At 73.0% G+C, this 20,307-nt stretch carries 19 protein-coding genes; 7 read left to right on the top strand and 12 right to left on the bottom strand.

What is annotated here, in order from left to right:
* The first annotated feature begins 202 nt into the window (after positions 1 to 202).
* Genes LIX60_RS10740 through LIX60_RS10730 form a run of 3 tightly spaced genes read left to right on the top strand, consistent with a single transcriptional unit; the run spans position 203 to position 2,603 of the window.
* Positions 203 to 2,089: a long-chain fatty acid--CoA ligase gene (locus tag LIX60_RS10740; RefSeq protein WP_227958232.1), complete on the top strand. Its 1,887-nt coding sequence runs from the start codon at positions 203 to 205 to the stop codon at positions 2,087 to 2,089.
* 20 nt (positions 2,090 to 2,109) lie between these two features.
* Complete coding sequence (locus LIX60_RS10735) at positions 2,110 to 2,373, top strand: hypothetical protein (RefSeq protein WP_227958231.1); 264 nt, start codon at positions 2,110 to 2,112, stop codon at positions 2,371 to 2,373.
* Positions 2,370 to 2,603, top strand: coding sequence for a hypothetical protein (locus LIX60_RS10730; protein ID WP_227958230.1), 234 nt, complete (start codon positions 2,370 to 2,372; stop codon positions 2,601 to 2,603). The genes LIX60_RS10735 and LIX60_RS10730 overlap by 4 nt, the downstream gene beginning before the upstream one ends.
* Before the next feature lie 43 nt (positions 2,604 to 2,646).
* Here LIX60_RS10730 and LIX60_RS10725 read toward each other — a convergent pair whose 3' ends face one another.
* From LIX60_RS10725 to LIX60_RS10680, 10 genes are all read right to left on the bottom strand, one after another.
* Entirely contained in the window at positions 2,647 to 4,026 is a 1,380-nt protein-coding gene (locus tag LIX60_RS10725) for an aspartate aminotransferase family protein (protein ID WP_227962708.1), read from the bottom strand.
* Positions 4,011 to 4,490, bottom strand: a complete 480-nt coding sequence (locus LIX60_RS10720) for an Lrp/AsnC family transcriptional regulator (RefSeq protein ID WP_019710244.1) — start codon at positions 4,488 to 4,490, stop codon at positions 4,011 to 4,013. Before LIX60_RS10720 ends, LIX60_RS10725 begins: the two co-directional genes overlap by 16 nt.
* A gap of 155 nt (positions 4,491 to 4,645) precedes the next feature.
* The gene (locus LIX60_RS10715; RefSeq protein ID WP_227958229.1) at positions 4,646 to 6,073 is read right to left on the bottom strand and encodes an FAD-binding oxidoreductase; all 1,428 of its coding nucleotides are present in this window, start codon (positions 6,071 to 6,073) and stop codon (positions 4,646 to 4,648) included.
* Positions 6,070 to 6,891: an ABC transporter permease gene (locus LIX60_RS10710; RefSeq protein ID WP_227958228.1), complete on the bottom strand. Its 822-nt coding sequence runs from the start codon at positions 6,889 to 6,891 to the stop codon at positions 6,070 to 6,072. The genes LIX60_RS10715 and LIX60_RS10710 overlap by 4 nt, the downstream gene beginning before the upstream one ends.
* Positions 6,891 to 7,829 (bottom strand): ABC transporter permease, encoded by a 939-nt coding sequence (locus LIX60_RS10705; protein ID WP_227958227.1) that lies wholly within the window; start codon positions 7,827 to 7,829, stop codon positions 6,891 to 6,893. Before LIX60_RS10705 ends, LIX60_RS10710 begins: the two co-directional genes overlap by 1 nt.
* The gene (locus tag LIX60_RS10700; RefSeq protein WP_227958226.1) at positions 7,826 to 8,962 is read right to left on the bottom strand and encodes an ABC transporter ATP-binding protein; all 1,137 of its coding nucleotides are present in this window, start codon (positions 8,960 to 8,962) and stop codon (positions 7,826 to 7,828) included. Before LIX60_RS10700 ends, LIX60_RS10705 begins: the two co-directional genes overlap by 4 nt.
* Positions 8,963 to 8,983: 21 nt before the next feature.
* Positions 8,984 to 10,204 (bottom strand): spermidine/putrescine ABC transporter substrate-binding protein, encoded by a 1,221-nt coding sequence (locus LIX60_RS10695; RefSeq protein WP_227962707.1) that lies wholly within the window; start codon positions 10,202 to 10,204, stop codon positions 8,984 to 8,986.
* 68 nt (positions 10,205 to 10,272) lie between these two features.
* The gene (locus LIX60_RS10690) at positions 10,273 to 11,829 is read right to left on the bottom strand and encodes a gamma-aminobutyraldehyde dehydrogenase (RefSeq protein WP_227958225.1); all 1,557 of its coding nucleotides are present in this window, start codon (positions 11,827 to 11,829) and stop codon (positions 10,273 to 10,275) included.
* Positions 11,830 to 11,996: 167 nt separating this feature from the next.
* Complete coding sequence (locus LIX60_RS10685; RefSeq protein ID WP_227958224.1) at positions 11,997 to 13,382, bottom strand: aspartate aminotransferase family protein; 1,386 nt, start codon at positions 13,380 to 13,382, stop codon at positions 11,997 to 11,999.
* Between the two features lie 24 nt (positions 13,383 to 13,406).
* Positions 13,407 to 14,909 (bottom strand): CoA-acylating methylmalonate-semialdehyde dehydrogenase, encoded by a 1,503-nt coding sequence (locus LIX60_RS10680; RefSeq protein ID WP_227958223.1) that lies wholly within the window; start codon positions 14,907 to 14,909, stop codon positions 13,407 to 13,409.
* A gap of 118 nt (positions 14,910 to 15,027) precedes the next feature.
* On the opposite strand from LIX60_RS10680, the gene LIX60_RS10675 reads away from it, so the two are divergent.
* The 3 genes from LIX60_RS10675 to LIX60_RS10665 all read left to right on the top strand — a co-directional run bounded on the left by LIX60_RS10675 (position 15,028) and on the right by LIX60_RS10665 (position 18,063).
* Complete coding sequence (locus LIX60_RS10675; protein ID WP_227958222.1) at positions 15,028 to 16,617, top strand: PucR family transcriptional regulator; 1,590 nt, start codon at positions 15,028 to 15,030, stop codon at positions 16,615 to 16,617.
* A 115-nt stretch (positions 16,618 to 16,732) separates the two neighbouring features.
* On the top strand, positions 16,733 to 17,134 hold the full coding sequence (locus LIX60_RS10670) for a BlaI/MecI/CopY family transcriptional regulator (protein ID WP_227958221.1): 402 nt from the start codon (positions 16,733 to 16,735) through the stop codon (positions 17,132 to 17,134).
* Positions 17,134 to 18,063, top strand: coding sequence for a M56 family metallopeptidase (locus LIX60_RS10665; protein ID WP_227958220.1), 930 nt, complete (start codon positions 17,134 to 17,136; stop codon positions 18,061 to 18,063). Before LIX60_RS10670 ends, LIX60_RS10665 begins: the two co-directional genes overlap by 1 nt.
* Before the next feature lie 144 nt (positions 18,064 to 18,207).
* Here the strand turns inward: LIX60_RS10665 and LIX60_RS10660 are convergent, their stop codons facing one another.
* Together LIX60_RS10660 and LIX60_RS10655 are read right to left on the bottom strand one after the other, a co-directional pair.
* Positions 18,208 to 19,233 carry a sporulation protein gene (locus LIX60_RS10660; RefSeq protein WP_227958219.1) on the bottom strand — a complete coding sequence of 342 codons (1,026 nt, stop codon included), beginning with the start codon at positions 19,231 to 19,233 and terminating at the stop codon, positions 18,208 to 18,210.
* 64 nt (positions 19,234 to 19,297) lie between these two features.
* On the bottom strand, positions 19,298 to 19,519 hold the full coding sequence (locus LIX60_RS10655; protein WP_227958218.1) for a hypothetical protein: 222 nt from the start codon (positions 19,517 to 19,519) through the stop codon (positions 19,298 to 19,300).
* 316 nt (positions 19,520 to 19,835) lie between these two features.
* Between LIX60_RS10655 and tatA the strand changes: the two genes are divergently transcribed.
* The gene (gene tatA / locus LIX60_RS10650) at positions 19,836 to 20,099 is read left to right on the top strand and encodes a twin-arginine translocase TatA/TatE family subunit (protein ID WP_227958217.1); all 264 of its coding nucleotides are present in this window, start codon (positions 19,836 to 19,838) and stop codon (positions 20,097 to 20,099) included.
* Positions 20,100 to 20,307 lie beyond the last annotated feature (208 nt).

The following is a 20,307-nucleotide window of genomic DNA, read 5'->3' as shown; positions in this document are numbered from 1 at the left end:
GCCGGCTCCGGCGCCGGGCCGATCGCGCCCTGTCGCCGCACGCGGTCGAGCACCAGGGGTGGCCCGGGGCCCTTGCTCAGCGTCCTCATCCCTTCCACATCCCTTCCACGCCGGCGGACCCACCTCCGGTCGCACCCCACGTCCGAGTCACCCGTCAGCCGACAAGTCGCTGACGGGCACCCCAGGGCCCCCGGAGGCCGATGTGAATTCTGCGCAGTCCCTTCTCGAAGACCGCCCGGTTTCCGTGGCGCACCTGTTTCTCGCGAGAGCCGAGGCCACGCCCGACGCCGTGGCCTACCGCTATCCCGCGCCGGCCGGCGACGGCGCTTCCGGCGCTGAGCCATGGCACTCGCTGACCTGGGCGCAGACCGCCGGGCGCGTCAGGGCGATCGCGGCCGGGCTGCTCGCCCTCGGAATCCGCCGCGAGGAGCGGGTGGCGATCTCCTCCTCCACGCGGGTGGAGTGGATCCTGGCCGACCTGGGCGTGATGTGCGCGGGCGCCGCCGCCACCGCCGTCTACCCCAGCACCCATGCCGATGAGACGGCGTACATCCTCTCCGACTCCGGCAGCCGGGCGATATTCGTCGAGGACGCCGCACAGCTGGCCAAGGTGGCCGCCCACGCGGCCCGCCTGCCCGAGCTCGGACACGCGATCCTCTTCGACGGCGGGGCGGGCGCCCCTCGGGTGGACGGTCTGGAGGTGCTCTCCCTCGCCGAGCTGGAGAAGCTCGGGGCCGTGTACCTGGAAGAGCACCCGGAGGCGATCGAGCAGGCGGTCCGGGCGACCGACAGGGAGCATCTCGCCACCCTCATCTACACCTCGGGCACGACCGGCAGGCCCAAGGGCGTCCGCCTGGTTCACGACTGCTGGTCGTACCAGGGCGTCGCGCAAGAGGTCAGCGGACTGCTGCGCTCCGACGACGTGCAGTTCCTGTGGCTGCCCTTGTCCCACGTCTTCGGGAAGGCCCTGGTCTCCGGGCAGATCAGGACCGGTCATGTGATGGCGGTGGACGGGCGCGTCGACCGCATCATCACCAACCTGCCCACGGTCCGGCCCACCGTGATGGCGTCCGCGCCGCGGATCTTCGAAAAGGTCTACAACGGCATCGCCGGTCGAGCGAGAGCCGAGGGCGGCGCCAAGTACAGGGTCTTCCTCTGGGCGGCGAAGGTCGCCCGCGACTACGCCAGGACGGGACAGGAGAGCACGGCGGCGACCGGACGACCCCGGGTGCCCCTGTCACTCGCCGTTCAGCACGCCCTCGCCGACAGACTGGTGTACGGCAGGATCCGCGCGGCTTTCGGAGGCCGGCTGCGCGGCAGCGTCTCCGGCAGCGCCGCCCTCGCCCCGGACATCGGCTACTTCTTCTCCGGCGCCGGCGTGCACGTCTTCGAGGGCTACGGCCTGACGGAGACCAGCGCGGCCTGCACCGTCAACCCCGCCGAGGGCTATCGGGTCGGCACGGTGGGCAGGCCGCTGCCCGGCACCGAGGTGCGTATCGCCCAGGACGGCGAGGTCCTCCTGAGAGGTCCCGGAGTCATGCGCGGCTACCACAACCTTCCGGAGAAGACGGCCGAAGTCCTGGAGAGCGACGGGTGGTTCCACACCGGCGACATCGGTGAGGTGGACCAGGACGGCTTCCTCCGTATCACCGACCGCAAGAAGGACGTCTTCAAGACCTCGGGCGGCAAGTACGTGGCGCCCACCGAGATCGAGGGCCGCTTCAAAGCCGTCTGCCCGTTCGTCAGCAACATCCTGGTCATCGGCAACGGCCGCAACTACTGCACCGCCCTGATCGCCCTCGACGAGACCGTCCTCATGCCCTGGGCGGCCTCCCACCACCTCGGCGGCCGCAGCTACGCCGAAGTCGTCTCCTCGCCGCAGGTCCGCGAGCTGATCGACGGCTTCGTCCAGCGGGTCAACGGCGACCTGCAGCGGTGGCAGACCATCAAGAAGTTCTCGGTGCTGCCGCGCGACCTCGACGTCGAGCACGGCGAGCTCACCCCGAGCCTCAAGATCAAGCGCGCCGTCGTGGAGCGCACCTACGCCGAGGCCGTCGAAGCGATGTACGAGGGGTCCCGCGAAGCCTGATCCCCATCCGCCGGGCCGGCGTGCTCGACGGCAGGATCCGGATGCGGCGGTTCGACGAGAGCAGCGGACCCGGCCACCCCAACGGGGTCACCAGCACCATCAACAGCGAAGGCCGGCACCGGAGTTCCCACTTCGGGGACAGTGTCAAGCAGATGTTCGACGACCAGGGCGGCGCGGCACAGCGGCTCCCCGCAGCACCGGGTGCCCGCTCGGCCGCCGCGGCTAGACTGGCCGAGCGGGCTCCCCGCAGCGCTTCCGAACCTCGCAGGAGGTCATTGACGTGAAAGGTTCCGCACCGCGCAAGCTTCTCCTCCTCGCGGGGGTGGCCGCCGCGATCGCCGGCGCGATCGCCCTGCGCCCGGACGCCGCCGCGGAGGCACCGGGCCCGTCCCCCGCCCCGGACGGCGGGACGTCGGTCTCCGAGGTCCAGGAGGACCCGTCCGCCGTCCGGGAGTACTGGACCCCCGAACGGATGGAGAACGCCGAGCCGGCGCCGATGGAGGAGGACGACTGAGCCTCGCCGCCGCTTCCGCTCACCGCCGCCCGGCCGCGGGGTGTCAGAGCTTCGTCCACGCCTCCGTCAGGACGGTGCGGAGGATCTGCTCGATCTCGTCGAAGGTGCGCTGGTCGGAGATGAGCGGCGGGGCGAGCTGGACGACCGGGTCGCCGCGGTCGTCGGCGCGGCAGTACAGGCCGTTCTCGAACAGTGCGGGGGAGAGGAAGCCGTACAGAACGCGCTCGGTCTCCTCGTCGGTGAACGTCTCCTTGGTGGCCTTGTCCTTGACCAGTTCGATGCCGTAGAAGAAGCCGTTGCCGCGCACGTCGCCGACGATGGGCAGGTCGTGCAGGCGCTGCAGGGTGGTGAGGAAGGCGTTCTCCTGGTCGAGCACGTGCTGGTTGAGGCCCTCGCGCTCGAAGATGTCGAGGTTGGCCAGCGCCACGGCGGCGGAGACCGGGTGGCCGCCGAAGGTGTAGCCGTGCAGGAAGGTGCTGTCGCCCCGGTAGAAGGGCTCGGCGAGGCGGTCGGAGATGATCGCGGCGCCGATCGGGGAGTATCCGGAGGTCATGCCCTTGGCGCAGGTGATGATGTCCGGCACGTAGTCGAACTTGTCACAGGCGAACATCGTGCCGAGGCGGCCGAAGGCGCAGATGACCTCGTCCGAGACGAGGAGCACGTCGTGGCGGTCGCAGATCTCGCGCACGCGTTGGAAGTAGCCGGGCGGCGGCGGGAAGCAGCCGCCGGCGTTCTGCACCGGCTCCAGGAACACCGCGGCGACGGTCTCCGGCCCCTCGAAGAGGATCTCCTGCTCGATCTGGTCGGCGGCCCAGCGGCCGAAGGCCTCCGGGTCGTCGGCGTGGACCGGCGCCCGGTAGAAGTTGGTGTTGGGGACCTTGTGCGCGCCGGGCACCAGCGGCTCGAACGGGGCCTTCAGCGCGGGGAGTCCGGTGATGGACAGGGCGCCCTGCGGGGTGCCGTGGTAGGCCACGGCGCGGGATATCACCTTGTACTTGGTGTGGTTGCCGGTGAGCTTGTGGTACTGCTTCGCCAGCTTCCAGGCGGTCTCCACGGCCTCGCCGCCGCCGGTGGTGAAGAAGACCTTGTTGAGGTCCCCCGGCGCGTAGCCGGCCAGCCGCTCCGCCAGTTCGACGGCCCTGGGGTGGGCGTAGGACCAGATGGGGAAGAAGGCGAGCTCCCGGGCCTGCTTCTGCGCGGCCTCGGCGAGTTCGGCGCGGCCGTGCCCGGCCTGGACGACGAACAGCCCGGAGAGGCCGTCGAGGTAGCGCTTGCCCCGGTCGTCGAAGACGTGGGTGCCCTCACCGCGCACGATGGTGGGGACGGGGGCGTTCTCGTACGACGACATCCGGGTGAAGTGCATCCACAGGTGGTCGTACGCGGTACGGGACAGGTCCTTGCTCACGGTTATCGGGTTCCCCAGGTATAGGTCTGCTTCCGCAGCTTGAGGTAGACGAAGCTCTCGGTGGAGCGGACGCCGGGCAGCGTCCGGATCCGCTTGTTGATGACTTCGTGCAGATGGGCGTCGTCCTCGCAGACGACCTCCACGATGAGGTCGAAGGAGCCCGCCGTGATGACGGCGTAGGCGACCTCCTCCATCTCGGCGAGGGCGTCGGCCACCGGTTCGAGGTCGCCCTCGACGTTGATGCCCAGCATCGCCTGCCGCAGCAGGCCGACGGTCAGCGGATCGGTGACGGCGACGATCTGCATGGCGCCCTGGTCGAGCAGCTTCTGGACCCGCTGCCGCACCGCCGCCTCGGACAGGCCCACGGCCTTGCCGATGGCGGCGTACGGGCGGCGCCCGTCCTCCTGGAGCTGCTCGATGATGGCGAGCGACACGGCGTCCATCGCCGGGCCGCCGTTCGCTTTCCTGTCGTCACGGGCCATGGCTTCACTCTCCCTCGGGGGACCTCCGTCGCGCAACCCTCTGGCGACGTAATCGGTTCTCAGAACGAAGTTCCACAACTGATTCCGGAGGTTTCAGATGAATAATCAGTCGGATTCGTGGCTCCGAGGAGCCTTAGGCTGACCGCTGCAGGCCGTCAGCTGTCGAAGCCCAGCCCCAGGCGGTCCAGCGCCCGCAGCCACAGATTGCGGTGCCCTCCGCGGGCGTCGGCCCGGGCCAGTGACCACTGGGTGAGGCCGATGCCCGCCCAGCGCACCGGCTCGGGCGGGAAGGGCAGCGGCTTCGTCCGGACCATCTCCAGCGCGGTGCGCTCGCTCTCCACCCCGTCCAGCAGGTCCAGCATCACCTCCGCGCCGAAGCGGGTGGCCCCGACGCCGAGCCCCGTGTAGCCGGCCGCGTAGGCGACGCGGCCGCCGTGCGCCGTGCCGAAGAACGGCGCGAAGCGGGAGCAGGTGTCGATGACGCCGCCCCAGCGGTGGGTGAAGCGCACCCCCTCCAGCTGGGGGAAGCAGGTGAAGAAGTGCCGGGCGAGCGTGGCGAAGGTCTCCGGGCGCTGGTCGAGGTCCGGATGGATACGGCTGCCGAAGTGGTACAGCACGTCGTAACCGCCCCACAGGATGCGGTCGTCGGCGGTGCGGCGGAAGTAGTGGAAGTGGTTCGCGCTGTCGCTGAGCCCCTGCCGCCCGCGCCAGCCGATCGCGGCGAGCTGCGCGGCGGTGAGCGGCTCGGTCATCAGCGCGTAGTCGTAGACGGGGACGACGTACGGACGCACCCGCCGCACCAGGGACGGGAAGGCGTTGGTGCCGAGCGCGACCCGGCGCGCCCGCACCCGCCCGTAGGGGGTGCGTACGGCCATGCGCCCGCCGTCGCCCGCGAGCGCCTCGGCGGGGGTGTGCTCGTAGAGGCGGACGCCCGCGTCGAGGCAGGCCCGCCGCAGTCCCCAGGCGAGGCGGGCGGGGTTGAGCAGGGCCACGCCGTCGCGGTCCCGCAAACCCGCCAGGAACGCGGGGGAGTCCACCTCGGCGCGTACGGCCTCCTGGTCCAGGAAGGTCATCCCGCCCAGGCCCAGCCGCTCGGCCTCGGCGGCCGTCTCGCGCAGTTCGGCGATCTGGTGGGGCTCGGTGGCGACGTCGATCTCGCCGGTGCGTTCGAAGTCGCAGTCGAGCGCGTACCGGTGCACGGCCTGCTCGATGGCGTCGAGGTTGGCCCGGCCCAGCTTCTCCAGGACGGCGATCTCGTCCGGCCAGCGGGCCACGCCGTTGGCCAGGCCGTGGGTGAGGGAGGCCGCACAGAAGCCGCCGTTGCGTCCGGAGGCGGCCCAGCCGGTCTCCCGGGCCTCGATGACGACGACGTCCCGGTCCGGGTCCCGCTCCTTGGCGAGCAGCGCGGTCCACAGCCCGCTGTAGCCGGCGCCGACGACGAGCAGATCACAGCTCTCCTCGCCGACCAGGGCCGGGGCGGCGGCGGGCCGGCGTGCGGGGTCGTCCAGCCAGAAGGGCACGGGCCGGGCGCCCGCCAGGGCGTGCAGGGCGGCGTCCGCCGCCGGGGTGCCGCGGCTGGTCATGCGGTGCTCCTTCCCCGGCGGCGCGCCGTGAGCTGCCCGGCCAGCACGATGCCGACGGCGATCAGGAACATGGCCGTCCCGATCACATTGACCTGCACGGGCACTCCGCGCTGGGCGGCGCCCCACACGAACATGGGGAAGGTGACGGTCGAGGGGCCCGCGTTGAACTGGGTGACGACGAAGTCGTCGAAGGACAGCGCGAAGCTGAGCAGGGCGCCCGCCGCGATGCCGGGGGCGGCCAGCGGCAGCGTGACCCGCAGGAACGTCTGGAGCGGCCCGGCGTAGAGGTCCCGGGCGGCCTCCTCCAGCCGCGGGTCCATGCTCGCCACCCGCGCCTTGACCGCGACGACGACGAAGCTCAGGCAGAACATGATGTGCGCGATGAGGATGGTGGTGAAGCCGAAGCCGACGCGCATGTTGAGGAACAGCGTGCCGAGCGAGGCGGCCATCACCACCTCGGGCATGGCCATCGGCAGGAAGATCAGTCCGTTCGCCGCGCCCCTGCCGCGGAAGCGGTGGCGGGCCAGGGCGAAGGCGGCCAGGGTGCCGAAGGCCGTCGCGCCGAGCGTGGCGAGGACGGCGATCCGCAGGCTCAGCGTGAGCGAGCCGCACATGTCGGCGACCCCGCACGGGTTGGTCCAGGCCTCGGTGGAGAAGGTGCGCCACTCGTAGTTGAAGCGCCCCGCCGGGTTGTTGAACGAGAACAGCATCACCACCGCGTTCGGCAGCAGCAGATAGAGCAGGCCGGCGAGGCCGGCGAGGACGACGGCGTTGCGGCGCAGCCAGCGCAGGGGCGCCCATGAGGTCACGGCGGTCATCAGACCAGCTCCTCCGTTCCGGCCTTGCGCATATAGACGGTGACCATGATCAGGATGAGGGCCATGAGCAGGAACGACATGGCGGCGGCGGTCGGGTAGTCAAGCACCTTGAGGAACTGCTGCTGGATCGCGTTGCCCACCATCTGCTCCGAGGGGGAGCCCAGGAGCTGGGCGTTGATGTAGTCCCCGGAAGCCGGGATGAAGGTGAGCAGGGTGCCGGCGACGACCCCGGGCAGCGAGAGCGGGAAGGTGACGCGGCGGAAGGTGGTGGCGGGGCCGGCGTAGAGGTCGCGGGCCGCCTCGTGCAGGGACGGGCTGATCCGCTCCAGGGAGGCGTAGAGCGGCAGGATCATGAACGGCAGGAAGTTGTACGTCAGACCGCAGACGACCGCCAGCGGGGTGGCGAGCAGCCGTTCACCGCTCGTCAGGCCGAGCCAGGCCGTGACGTCCAGGACGTGCAGCGCCTCCAGGGCGCCGACCACCGGGCCGCCGTCGGACAGGATCGTCTTCCAGGCGAGGGTGCGGATGAGGAAGCTGGTGAAGAACGGCGCGATCACCATCACCAGCAGCACGTTCCGCCAGCGTCCGGCGCGGAAGGCCAGGGTGTACGCGAGCGGGTAGCCGATGACCAGGCACAGCGCGGTGGCCGTGGCCGCGTAGCCGAAGGAGCGCAGGAAGTGGACGCCGTAGTCCCGCAGCGCCTCACCGTAGGTGGCGAAGTGCCAGGTGACGCGGTAGCCCTCCTCCAGTGAACCGGTCTGCACCGAGGTGGACGCCTGGTAGACGAGCGGGGCGACGAAGAAGACCGCGAGCCACAGCCCGGCCGGGAGCAGCAGCCAGTACGGGGTGAGGCGGCGGCGCGGCGCGCGGACGGCCGCCGGGGCCGGACCGCCGGACTCGCCGGCCGCCGGCGGCGGGGCGGTGGCCAGGGCCGTCACAGCGCCTCCTCGCCGGTGCCGGCGGCGATCTCCCGGCCGGGGTCGCGGCCCGGTTCCAGCCCGAAGGTGTGTGCGGGGTTCCAGTGCAGGACGACCTCGGCGCCGGCGACGAGCCGCGGGTCGCGTTCCACGTTCTGCTGGTAGACGGCGAACCCGGGGCAGGCGGGGGTCTCCACCAGGTACTGCACGGAGACACCGAGGTAACTGGCCTCCGTGATGCGGCCGGTGAGCCGGTTGCGGCCGGCGGGCACGCCGCCGGCGTCGTCCGCCGGGGTGAGGGAGATCTTCTCCGGACGCACCCCGACCAGCACCCCGTCCCCGGCGCCGGTCCCCTCCGGCATCCGCGCGGACGGCAGCCGCAGCGGGCTGCCGGCGGCCTTGACCTCGGCCTCCCCGCCGCCGGCGGCCGTCACCTCCGCCTCGACGAGGTTGGAGGTGCCGAGGAAGTTGGCGACGAAGGCGGTGCGCGGGTGCTCGTACAGCTCGGCCGGGGCGCCGAGCTGCTCCACGCGTCCGGCGCGCATCACGGCCACGGTGTCGGCCATCGCCATGGCCTCCTCCTGATCGTGCGTCACATGCACGAAGGTGATGCCGACCTCGGTCTGGATGCGCTTGAGCTCCAGCTGCATCTGCCGGCGCAGCTTGAGGTCGAGGGCGCCCAGCGGTTCGTCGAGCAGCAGGACCTGCGGCTTGTTGACGAGGGCGCGGGCCAGCGCGACGCGCTGCTGCTGCCCGCCGGAGAGCTGGTGCGGCCGGCGGCGGGCCAGATGGCCGAGCTCGACGAGCTCCAGCATCTCCGCGACCTGGCTCTTCACCTGCTTCATCCCGCGGCGGCGCAGTCCGAAGGCCACGTTGTCGTGGACGTCGAGGTGGGGGAAGAGCGCGTAGTTCTGGAAGACGGTGTTGACGGGGCGGCGGTGCGGGGGCAGCGCGGTGATGTCGGCGCCGTCGAGCAGGATGTGCCCGGCGGAGGGGTCCTCCAGCCCGGCGATCATGCGGAGGGTGGTGGTCTTGCCGCAGCCGGAGGCGCCGAGGAGGGCGAAGAAGGAGCCCTCGGGGATGGTGAGGTCCAGCGGGTGGACGGCGGTGAAGTCGCCGAACGTCTTGCTGACCCCGGTGAGCTGGATCGTCATGCGTGCGTGTCTCCGGTGGGTTCAGGCGCCGATGAGCTTGGCGAACTTGGTCTCGTAGCGCTCCTCTTCCTTGGCGCTGAGCGGCCGGAAGTTGTGGCCCTTCGCGATCATTTCCTCGTCGGGGAAGATCAGCTTGTTCTCCGCCAGCTCCTCGTCGATCTTCCGCATCTCCTGCTGGGCGCCGGTGACGGGGCAGATGTAGTTGACCCAGGCGGCCAGCTCGGCGGCGACCTTCGGCCGGTAGTAGTAGTCGATGAACGCCTCGGCGTTGGCGCGGTGCTGCGCCCCGGCCGGCACCAGCAGGTCGTCGGTGCCGAACAGGTAGCCGGTCTCCGGCAGATGGAAGCGCACATCCGGGTTGTCGAAGCCGAGCTGCACGATGTCGCCGGCCCAGCCGACGCAGGCGGCGATGTCGCCCTTGTTGAGCCCGTCCATGTAGTCGTTGCCGGTGAAGCGGCGTATCTGGCCCCGGTCGACGGCCTTCTGGACCAGGTCGACGGCGGCGTCGAAGTCGTCGTCGGTGAAGGACGAGGAGTCCGCTCCCATGCCGAGCATGACCAGGCCCATGGTGTCCTGCATCTCGGTGAGCAGGGAGACGCGGCCCTTGAGCTTCGGGTCGGTCAGCAGCTGCTCGACGCTGGTGACCTTCCGCCCGCCGGTGGCCTTCCGGTTGTAGGCGATGACGGCCGCGGTTCCGGCCCACGGGTAGCTGTACTGCCGGCCGGGGTCGTGGGGGGCGGCGCGGAAGCGGCCCTCCAGATTCGTCACGGCGTTCGGCAGGTTGGCCTGGTCCAGGCGCTGCGCCCAGCCCGCGCGGATCAGGCGTCCGGCCATCCAGTCGGTCAGGCACACCAGGTCCCGGCCGGTCTTCTGGCCCGCGGCGAGCTGCGGTTTGATCTTGCTGTAGAACTCGTTGTTGTCGTTGACGTCCTCGATGTACTTGACCTTGATGCCGCTCTCGCGCTGGAACTCCCGCAGCGTGGGCCGCACGTTCTCGTCGTCGTCGTCGACATCGATGTACAGCGGCCAGTTGGAGAAGGCCAGCACCTTCTCCTGCTGCGAGCGGTCCTTCTCGCGCTCCTCCTTGCCGGACGCGCCGGTGTTCGCGGGCGGGATGCCGCAGGCGGCCAGGGCCGCGCCGCCGGCGGCCAGTCCGCCGGTGCGCAGCAGCCGCCGCCGGGTCATGGCGGCCCGGCCGTTCGTGAGGCTGCGCTGCCAGGCCTTGCGCACCGGCTCGGGCATGCCGTCGTAGGGGTTCACGGGGGCCTCCGGGTGATCGTCGGAAAGGGGGAGGTGGCTGATCGGGGTCCTCAGAGGGCGAGGACGGTGCGGTGCCAGTCCTTGCGGGCCACTCCGGTGGTGTCGGACATGACGTGCTTGACCTGGGTGTACTCCTCGAAGGAGTAGGCCGACATGTCCTTGCCGTAGCCGGAGGCGCGATAACCGCCGTGCGGCATCTCGCTGATGATGGGGATGTGGTCGTTGACCCACACACAGCCCGCCCGCAGCTCCCGCGCGCCGCGCCCGGTGCGGTAGACGTCCCGGCTCCAGACGGAGGCGGCCAGGCCGTAGGGGGTGTCGTTGGCCAGCGCGAGGCCCTCGTCTTCCGCGTCGAAGGGCAGCACGGTGAGGACGGGGCCGAAGACCTCGCTCTGCACGATCTCGCTGTGCTGGGCCGCGCCGGTGACGAGCGTGGGCAGGTAGTAGGCGCCGGCGGCGAGGTCGCCGCCCGGGGCGCGGCCGCCGGTGGTGACACGGGCCCCGTCGGCGCGGGCCTGGTCGACGAATCCCGCGACGCGGTCGCGGTGCGCGTGCGAGACCAGCGGCCCGAGGTCGGTCGCCGGGTCCGACGGGTCCCCGAGGACCACCATGCCCATCAGGTCGGCCACGCCCGCGGTGAACGCCTCGTACAGCGGCCGCTGGACGTAGGCCCGGGTGGCGGCGGTGCAGTCCTGGCCGGAGTTGATGAGGGCCGCGGCCACCGCGCCGTGCACGGCCGCCTCCAGGTCGGCGTCGTCGAACACCACGAACGGCGCCTTGCCGCCGAGTTCCAGGTGGAGCCGCTTGACGCCCTCGGTGGCGAGCCGGGCCACGCGCTTGCCGACGGCCGTGGAGCCGGTGAAGGACACCATGGCCACGTCGGGGTGGCCCACCAGGTGCTCCCCGGCCCCGGGCCCCGCTCCGCTGACGATGTTGATCACCCCGTCGGGCAGGCCCGCCTCGCGCGCGGCCTCGGCGAACATCACCGAGGTGAGCGGGGTGAGCTCGGAGGGCTTGAGCACGACGGTGTTGCCCGCCGCGACGGCCGGGAGGATCTTCCACGCGGCCATCTGGAGCGGGTAGTTCCAGGGGGCGACGGACCCGATGACGCCGAGCGGCTCGCGGCGGACGTACGAGGTGTGGTCGCCGCTGTACTCGGCGGCGGCCATGCCGTCCAGACGGCGGGCGGCGCCCGCGAAGAACGCGACGTTGTCGATCGATCCGGGTACGTCGAACTCCCGGCAGAGCCGCACGGGCTTGCCGCACTGCAGCGACTCCGCCCGCACCAGCTCCTCCGCCCGGCCGTCGAGCACCGCCCGCAGCCGGTGGAGGGCCTCGGAGCGCTCGGCCGGGGTGGCGCCGGACCACTTGGGCAGGGCCCGTCCGGCGGCGCTCACGGCCGCGTCGACGTCCGCGGGGCCGGCCAGTTCGTACTCCAGCAGCCGCTCGCCGGTGGCGGGGTCGGTGACCGCCTGCCGGTGCCCGGAGGTGCCGGCGGCGCGGCGGCCCGCGATGTACTGGGCGCCCTCCGCGAAGGGGGCGGTCACGTCGGACTGCGGCCGGCCGGACGGCTGCTGAGACGGCTGCTGGGAAGGCTGGTCGGCCATGGGGCATCTCTCCCGCTGTTGCGCTGAACGCTGCGGCTGGACCGGGGATGAGCGCCGATCCTGGCAGTCAGCATGGGTTTCAACAAGGGATTCCGTGCCAGAATTTTCCTGCGGCAACGAAATCGTGATTCCTGGGTAACGCGTCCCCACCGTGCGGGCGCGCTGCGTCACACAGCGTCCGTGAGCGCGTCCGTGAGCGCGTCCGTGAGCACGTCCGTGAGGACCTCCGCGAGACCGTCGACGATCTCGTCCAGCACCGCGCGGTCGCAGATCAGCGGCGGCGCGATCTGCAGCACGCTGTCGCCCCGGTCGTCGGGCCGGGCGATGATCCCCGCCTCGCGCAGCCGCCGGGGCAGCACGCCGCGCAGCAGCCGGTCCCGCTCCGCGGCGTCGAAGCGGGTGTTCGCCTCGTCCTTGACCAGCTCCAGGGCCCAGAAGAAGCCCGCGCCGCGCACGTCGCCGACGATCGGCAGGGACCGCAGCCCGGCCAGCCGGCTCTCCAGGTACGGGCTCAGCGCGCGCACGTTCTCCAGCACGCCGTCCCGCTCGAAGATCTCGATGTTGCGCAGCGCCACGGCCGCCGACAGCGGATGCCCGCCGAAGGTGACGCCGTGCCGCAGGGGCCGCCCGGTGCCGGTGAGCGCGGCCGCGACCCGCTCCGCCACGACGACGGCACCCATCGGCGCGTACGCGGACGTCAGCCCCTTGGCCAGGCTGACGAGGTCGGGGGTGACGCCCTCCCGCGCGATGCCGAACCACTCGCCGAGCCGCCCGCAACCGGTGATGACCTCGTCCGCCATGAGCAGCGCCCCGTACCGGTCGGCCAGTGCGCGCAGCCCGCGCCAGTAGCCGGGCGGCGGGGTGAAGCAGCCGCCGGCGTTCTGCACCGGCTCGGCGATGATCAGCGCCACCTCGTCGGGGCCCGCGGCGATGATCGCGTCCTCCACCTCGGCCAGCAGGCGGGTGCGGAAGGCCGCCGGGTCGCCGCCGTCGGGCGCCCGGAACGCGTTGGTGGCGGACACGTGCGTGACGTCCACGGGCGCCCGCCCGAACGGCTCCTTGAACCTCGGCAGCCCGGTGAACGACAGCGCGCCCAGGGTGACCCCGTGGTAGGCGGTCTCCCGGGCTATGGCCTTGGTGCGCCGCGGCTCCCCGTTCGCCAGGTGGTATTCGCGTGCGATCTTCCACGCCGCCTCCACGGCCTCCGAGCCGCCGGAGGTGAAGAACACCCGGGTCATGCCCTCGGGTGCCAGCGCGGTGAGGCGCTCGGCCAGCTCGATCGCGGGCGGGTGCGCGGTGCCCCACGTGGTGTTGAACGCCAGCCGGGTGAGCTGTGCGGTCGCGGCCTCGGCCATCTCGGCGCCGTAGGAGTAGCCCAGCTGCGAGCAGAACAGGCTGGACAGGGCGTCGATGTAGCGCTTGCCGCGGGTGTCGAAGACGTATGGCCCCTCACCGCGTTCGAGGACGAGCAGATCGTCGATGCGCTGCGCCGAGAAGTGCAGCATCAGATGGTGCGCCGCGGCGTCCTGCAGCGCGTCGTGCCGGGTGTTCACGTCGCCTCCTGGTCTCGGTGCGGCTCAGTCGTTCCGCGGGAAGCCGAGGTCGATGCCGCGGTGTCGCGGATCGGGCCAGCGGGTGGTCACGGTCTTGGTCCGGGTGAAGAAGTGCACGCCGTCGGGGCCGTAGGCGTGCGTGTCACCGAACAGCGAGTCCTTCCAGCCGCCGAAGGAGTACGAGGAGACCGGCACCGGGATGGGCACGTTGATCCCGACCATCCCGGCCTCCACCTCCTCCTCGAAGCGGCGGGCGGCGCCGCCGTCGTTCGTGAAGATCGCGGCGCCGTTGCCGTAGGGGCTGCCGTTGACCAGGGCCAGTGCCGCGTCGTACGAGTCCGCGCGCAGCACGGACAGCACCGGGCCGAAGATCTCGTCGGTGTAGACGGACATGTCCGGGGTGACGCGGTCGAAGAGGGTCGGGCCGAGCCAGAAGCCGTCCGCGTCCCCGTCGACGGGATGGGTCCGGCCGTCGGCCACCAGCTCCGCGCCGGCGGCAACGCCCGCCTCCACATAGCCGGCCACCCGGTCCCGGTGCGCCGCGGTGACCAGCGGCCCCATGTCGCAGCCGCGCCGGCCGTCGCCGACCCGCAGAGCGGCGATGCGCTCGGCGATCCGGGCCACCAGCGCGTCCGCGACCGGTTCCACGGCCACCAGCGCGCTGACGGCCATGCACCGCTCGCCCGCCGAGCCGAAACCGGCGTTGACGGCGGCGTCCGCGGCGAGGTCCAGATCCGCGTCCGGCAGGACCACCATGTGGTTCTTCGCCCCGCCCAGCGCCTGCACCCGCTTGCCGTGGGCGCTCGCCGTCTCGTACACGTGCCGGGCGACCGGTGTGGAGCCGACGAAGGACACCGAGGCCACGTCCTCGTGGACCAGCAGCCGGTCCACGGCCTCCTTGTCGCCCTGCACCACGGTGAGGACACCGTCCGGCAGGCCCGCCTCGCTCCACAGCCGGGCCAGGAGCAGCGAGGCGGACGGGTCCTTCTCGCTCGGCTTGAGGACGACGCTGTTGCCGCAGGCGATCGCCAGGGGGACGAACCAGAGCGGGACCATCGCCGGGAAGTTGAACGGCGAGATGACCGCCGTCACGCCGAGGGGCTGCCGCACCGCGTGCACGTCCACCCCGGTCGAGACGCCCGCGGTGTGCCCGCCCCTGAGCAGGTGGGGGATGCCGCAGGCGAACTCCACGACCTCCAGGCCCCGCTGCACCTCTCCCGCCGCGTCGTCGAGCACCTTGCCGTGCTCGGCGGTGATGGCCGCGGCCACCTCCCCGGCCCGCTCGGCCAGCAGCCGGCGGAACGCGAAGAGAACCGCCGTCCGCCGGGACAGCGAGGTGCGGCGCCATGCGGCGAAGGCGCCGCGGGCGGACGCGACGGCCTCGTCCACGGTGGCCGCGCCGGCCAGGTCCACCCGCGCGGTCACGGAGCCGGTCGCCGGATCGAAGACCTCCCCGGTGCGTTCCGGCGTGCCGGTCCACGGCCTGCCGTCGATCCAGTGGGTGATGCGCTGCTGTGTGTCGGTCATGCGGCACATTGCACCGGCCGCACGCGCCGGGGCGTAGCTGCACACCGTCGGATGTGGCACGATCTGCCGACACTCTGTAAGGCGGCCCCGGGCCGCGGGACCGGGAGGAGGCGAGGAGGTGTTCCCGACCGTCGCCGACGTCCTGGCCATGCCCGAACTGCGCCAGGGCGACCCGGAGGTGGTGGCCGCCGCGGAGGCGGTGACCCGCCGGGTGCGGTGGGTGCACTGCGTGGAGCTCCCGGAGGTCGCGCCCCTGCTGCGCGGCAGCGAACTCGTCCTGGCCACCGGCATCGCCCTGCCCGCCGACGCCGCCGGGCTCGACCGCTACGTCCGCGAACTCAGCCGCGCCGGGGCCGCGGGCCTGGTCGTGGAACTCGGCCGGCGCTGGACGGCCGAGCTGCCCGGCTCGCTCGTCTCCGCCTGTGAGCGGGAGAAGCTTCCGCTGGCCGTCCTCCACCGGGAGGTGCGCTTCGTCAGCGTCACCCAGGCCGTCGGCGAGCAGGTCGTGGACGCCCAGGTGCTGGAGCTGCGCGCCGCCGGGCAGATCCACGACGCCTTCACCGCCCTCAGCATGGCCGAGGCCGGACCGGCCGACATCCTCGCCGAGGCGGCGCGCCTCGCCGGGTGCCCCGTGGTGCTGGAGTCCTTCCACCACCAGATCCTCGGCTACCACACCGGCGGCCGGCCCGCCTCCGACCTGCTGCACGACTGGGAGGACCGGTCCCGCCGCATCCGGATCGGCGAGCGCACCGGCTACGACCACCGCGCCGGCCGGCTGGTGACCGTGGTCGGCTCCCGCGGCGACGACTGGGGCCGGCTCGTGCTCGTCACCCCGCAGCCGCCCCCGCACCGCCACCTCGTCCTCGTCGAACGCGCCGCCGCGGCCCTCGCGCTGCACCGGCTGCACGCACGCCACCGGGACGGCGTCGAACGCCAGGCGCACCACGCCCTGCTCACCGCGCTCCGCGACCGCCCGGTGGACGACGAAATGATCGGCCGCTGCGCCGAGGCGGGCGTGCCGCTGACCGGCCGCGCGCTGCTGGGCCTCGCCGCCCGCCCTGTCGTCCAGCGCCGCCGCCGGACGTACGTCGCCGCCGACGCCCTGACCGCCCTGGCGGACTCCCTCGTGGCGACGCTGCGCCAGCGCGGGGTACCGGCCCTGGTCGCCGTCGAGTCCGACGACGTCGTCGCCCTCCTCGCCCCGCCCGCGGGCGCGGACACCGACGCTCTCCTCGCCGCGGTCGCCGCCGGTACCGGCTCCCCCGGGGAGACCGTCCTGGCCGTGGGGGAGACGGTGCGGCGGCCCCGGGACGCCGGGCGCTCCCTGGCCGAGGCCCGGCACGTGGCCGCGTCGCTGCGCCCCGACGGCCCGGCCCGTCCCCACCACCGCCTGGCGGACGTGCATCTGAGGGGACTGCTCCACCTGCTGTCCGGCGACGACCGGGTCACCCGCTTCGTCCAGCGGGAGATCGGGGCGCTGCTCGACCACGACGCCGGACACGGCACCGCCCTGTACGAGGTGCTGTGCGCGGTGCTGGCGACGGGTGACAAGACGGCGGCCGCCGCCGCGCTGCACATCTCCCGGCCGGTGCTCTACGACCGCATCGCGCGGGTCGAGCGCATCCTCGGACGGGACCTGTCCGACCCCGCGACGCGCACGTCCCTGCACGTGGCCGTGCTGGCCCACGGGACGCCGCCGGGCCGGTGACCCGGGCCGCGCGGGCCGTCGGCGGACGCCCGGCGTACGCTCCGCGGCCCCGCGCCGCGCCGGTACGATGGGCCGTTGATCTCGGCCGGACGGCACGGCCGCGGAGGGAGGGGCCATGGCGGAACCGGACGGCGGCGGTTCACGGCCGCGGCGGCGGGGGCAGGGCGAGCTGGAGGCCCAGGTGCTGTCCGTACTGCGCGAGGCACCCGGACCCGCGACCGCCGGCTGGGTACTGGACCGGCTCGGCGGTGGGCTGGCCTACACCACCGTGATCACCATCCTCACCCGGCTGCACGCCAAGGAGGCCGTCACCCGGGAGCGGTCCGGCCGCTCCTTCACCTGGCAGGCGTCCTCCGACGAGGCGGGGCTCGCGGCGCTGCGCATGCGCCGGGTCCTGGACGGCGAGCGGGACCGGGAAGCGGTGCTGGCGAGCTTCGTCACCGCGCTGCCGCCCGACGAGGAGCGGCTGCTGCGGGAACTCCTGGACCGGGAAGCCGGCGCACCGGACGGCCGGTGATGGGCGTCTTCGTCTTCCTGCCCCTGGTGCTGCCGCTGACGGCCTGGCCCATCGCCCGGCTGGCCGAGCAGCATCTCCATCCCCGCGCGGCCACCCTGCTGCTGACCGGCGCCGCCGCCGTCCTGGCGGTGTGCAGCACGCTCTGCCTGGCTCTGCTCATGGTCGTCGGCACCGCCCAGCTGCCGGGCAACCCCCTGCCGGACGGCTGGTCCGATCCGGAGGTGCGGGAGGCGGTTCCCTATGACGAGGTCCTGGGGGTCGCGGCCATTCCCGTGCTCAACGCCGTGGCCGGGGGCTGCGCGCTGACGCTCTGGCGCCACCACCGGATGCGGCGCCGCCTCCGGCGGGCCCTGGACGGGCTGCCCGGCTCCCAGGTGGCCGTCCTGCCCGACGAGACGCCGTACGCCCACGCGCTGCCCGGAGGGCGGGGCCGCATCGTGGTGTCCGCGGGCATGCTGGCCGCTCTTCGGCCCCGGGAGCGCCGGGCCCTGTTCGCCCATGAGCGGGTGCATCTGACGGCGCGGCACCACCGCTATCTGCTGCTGGTCCGGCTGGCGGCCCGGGCCAACCCCTTTCTGCGGCCCCTGCGGACCGCGGTCCTCTACGGAGCCGAGCGCTGGGCCGACGAGGAGGCGGCGCGCACCCTCGGGGACCGGCGCCTGGTGGCCCGCGCCATCGGCAGGGCCGCGCTGGTCTCCGCGGCGGCGCCCGCGCCGGCCTTCGCCGGCTTCGCCTCGCCGGGGCCCGTTCCCCGGAGGGTCCGGGCGCTGCTGGCCCCGGCCCCGCCGGCCCGCGCCTGGCCGCCGGCGCGTACGGCCGCCGGGCTGGCCGCCTGGGCGGCGGCCATGGGCACCGCGGCCTCCGCCTTCTCCTCGGTGAACGCGGCCGTGGCGCTGTTCCTCGTCCTCCAGGCGGCGACCCCGCTGTGAGCCGGGGGGTGTCCGGGCCGGACGGACCCGGCCCGGACACCGGAGATCTCTACGTCCCCGTACAAGCCGCGCGGCGTCGGGTGCCGGGCGCCGGGTGCCGGGGTGACGGCACGTCCCCTGCGCGGCAGGCCGGTTGGCGGGCGGTCAGCCCTCCTCGCTCTCCTCCTCCCCGTCCTCGCCCTCGAAGGCGTCACCGATCTCGTCGGCGATCTCGGCGGCCACCATGCCCCCGGCGACTCCCACCGCGAGGCCGGCCGCGCCGGCCGCGACGGCGGTGCCCACGCCGGGACCGGAACCGTGGCCGCCGTGGTGGTGGCCGTCCTTGTGCCCGGCCCCGGCTCCGTACGGGACGCCCTGGCCGTACGCCTGGCCGTGGGGCGCGGGGGCCCCGTACGAGGCCCGGTGCTCGACGAGTTGCCGGATCCAGGAGTCGGCCTCGGCCTGCCAGTCGCGCGCCCCGGCCTCGTCGTGCCCGACGGTGTGGCGGCTCAGGGCGTCGTGGCCGCCGGAGAAGAGCCCGCCGCGTTTGTCGGCCTCCAGCACGACCTCCACCCCGGCGGGACCGGCGAGGAAGGTCACCTCGATCTCGTTCACCGCGTGCGCGTACTGCGGGGCGGGGGAGAGCTCGATCTCCTGGTAGAACGGCAGTTGCTGCCCCGTGCCGTGGATGCGGCCCAGCTCCAGGTCGGCGGAGGTGAATCCGAAACCGAGCCCGCCGAGGGCCTCCAGCACGGCCTCCTGGACCGGCAGCGGACGGACCGTCAGGGCGTCGAGATCGCCCTTGTCCTTCGCTCCCGCCACCGCCAGCTCGGTGCGCACGCCCAGGACCACGCCCAGCGGCTGTCCGTGGAGCTCGGTGACGGGGGTCTCCCAGGGCAGCGTCACGGCGAACGGGACGGCACGCTCCTCGCCCTCCGCGAGCCGGAAGCCGCCGCCCACCGTGAAGCGCTCGAAGGGGACGGTGCCCTCCCGCTCACCCTCCTCGTGCTCCGCCTCGACCCGGGCGACCAGCTCCAGCGTGATCTGCTCGATCTCGAAGTCCGCGCTCCCGCCCCGCAGCAGGACCTGTCCGCGCAGGACTCCGCCGGGCGGCACGGCGCCGTCCTCCAGAACCGTGTCCACGGTCGGTCCGCCGACGCCGAGCGTTCCGAGCAGTCGTTTGAACACCATGGCGGCGTTCACTCCTTCTTGTCCGTTCCTGTGTTTCCTGCCGGTGCCGTCGCGCGGCCCCCGGTCACGTGGCCGATGTGTCCAGGGCCACCAGGGCCTGGGCCCACCGGGCGTACTTCAGCGATCCCAGATCGGCGACCGTCTGCACGCCGAAAGCCTCCCGCAGCAACTCGCCGTCGCGGTCCGACACGCCCTTGAGGGCCGAGACCGGTGCGGCCAGAACCTCGGGGAGGCTCTTGTCCGCCCACGCTGTGTCCAGCACCTTGTCCAGGTCGATCGAAGCCACCGTGTCCTCCTGGGTTCATCCGTCGGTTCGTCCGCGGACGCCCGCCGTTCCACCGCTCCGGGGCATGCTCCGGGCAGCGGCCGGCAGGCCGTCTGTTCATCTTCTACACGCGTGTAGAAGAATAGGGCGTCCGGCGCCGTCCCGTCCGTGGAGCGGGGGGTTCGGCGGGGAAACGTCCGAAAGACGCGGCTTCCCCGGCCCGGCGGGCGCGGCAGGGGCCGGGCTCCCGCGGGCGCGGGGCCCGGCGGCCGTCCGGCCGGGGGCGGTTTTCGGACAGGCGGGGATCAACTGTCGGTGTGAAGAAAGGAAGTCACGGATGTTCGGAATCAGCGAGCTCGCCATCGTCCTCATCGCCGTCGCGGTGCTGTTCGGCGCCAAGAAGCTCCCGGAACTGGCGCGTTCGATGGGGAAGTCGGCCCGCATCCTCAAGAGCGAGGCCAGGGCGATGAAGGCGGGTGACGGGACCGGTCCCGGCGGTGGCGCCGCGGAGCCGCCGGCACCGCGCACCATCCGGGCCGCGCCCGGGGACGTCATCTCCCGTTCGGACGGCGAGCCGGGGAGCGGGACCGCGCGGACGTGAGCGGGACGGCGGCGGCGCCGGCCGGGCGGTGAACTCCCGGCGAAACGCGGGTGACCGGTGGGGTGGGCGCGCTCTTGTGCGAGGGCCGGAGGTCGGCCACTCTTGCGTCGGCGAGCGGCCGTGCGTGTCCGCCGGCGCCGCCGCGCCCCGCGTATCGGCGCCCCCCGGCCGCCGGTTCCGGGCGGCACCCCACCCCGCGCACCTTTCC

This window comes from Streptomyces sp. S07_1.15 (assembly GCF_020739505.1).
GTDB classification, from domain to species: domain Bacteria; phylum Actinomycetota; class Actinomycetes; order Streptomycetales; family Streptomycetaceae; genus Streptomyces; species Streptomyces xinghaiensis.
Note: the sequence above shows the minus strand (reverse complement) of the source record. Positions and strands in the feature narration are given on the sequence as shown.

What these genes read in the sequence shown, in the direction of transcription:
- LIX60_RS10720 (WP_019710244.1), bottom strand. Translation starts at nt 4,490, where the DNA reads ATGGCCCGTGACGACAGGAAAGCGAACGGCGGCCCGGCGATGGACGCC.
- LIX60_RS10715 (WP_227958229.1), bottom strand. Translation starts at nt 6,073, where the DNA reads ATGACCAGCCGCGGCACCCCGGCGGCGGACGCCGCCCTGCACGCCCTG.
- LIX60_RS10710 (WP_227958228.1), bottom strand. Translation starts at nt 6,891, where the DNA reads ATGACCGCCGTGACCTCATGGGCGCCCCTGCGCTGGCTGCGCCGCAAC.
- LIX60_RS10700 (WP_227958226.1), bottom strand. Translation starts at nt 8,962, where the DNA reads ATGACGATCCAGCTCACCGGGGTCAGCAAGACGTTCGGCGACTTCACC.
- LIX60_RS10695 (WP_227962707.1), bottom strand. Translation starts at nt 10,204, where the DNA reads ATGCCCGAGCCGGTGCGCAAGGCCTGGCAGCGCAGCCTCACGAACGGC.
- LIX60_RS10690 (WP_227958225.1), bottom strand. Translation starts at nt 11,829, where the DNA reads ATGGCCGACCAGCCTTCCCAGCAGCCGTCTCAGCAGCCGTCCGGCCGG.
- LIX60_RS10680 (WP_227958223.1), bottom strand. Translation starts at nt 14,909, where the DNA reads ATGACCGACACACAGCAGCGCATCACCCACTGGATCGACGGCAGGCCG.
- LIX60_RS10670 (WP_227958221.1), top strand. Translation starts at nt 16,733, where the DNA reads ATGGCGGAACCGGACGGCGGCGGTTCACGGCCGCGGCGGCGGGGGCAG.
- LIX60_RS10665 (WP_227958220.1), top strand. Translation starts at nt 17,134, where the DNA reads ATGGGCGTCTTCGTCTTCCTGCCCCTGGTGCTGCCGCTGACGGCCTGG.
- LIX60_RS10660 (WP_227958219.1), bottom strand. Translation starts at nt 19,233, where the DNA reads ATGGTGTTCAAACGACTGCTCGGAACGCTCGGCGTCGGCGGACCGACC.
- tatA (WP_227958217.1), top strand. Translation starts at nt 19,836, where the DNA reads ATGTTCGGAATCAGCGAGCTCGCCATCGTCCTCATCGCCGTCGCGGTG.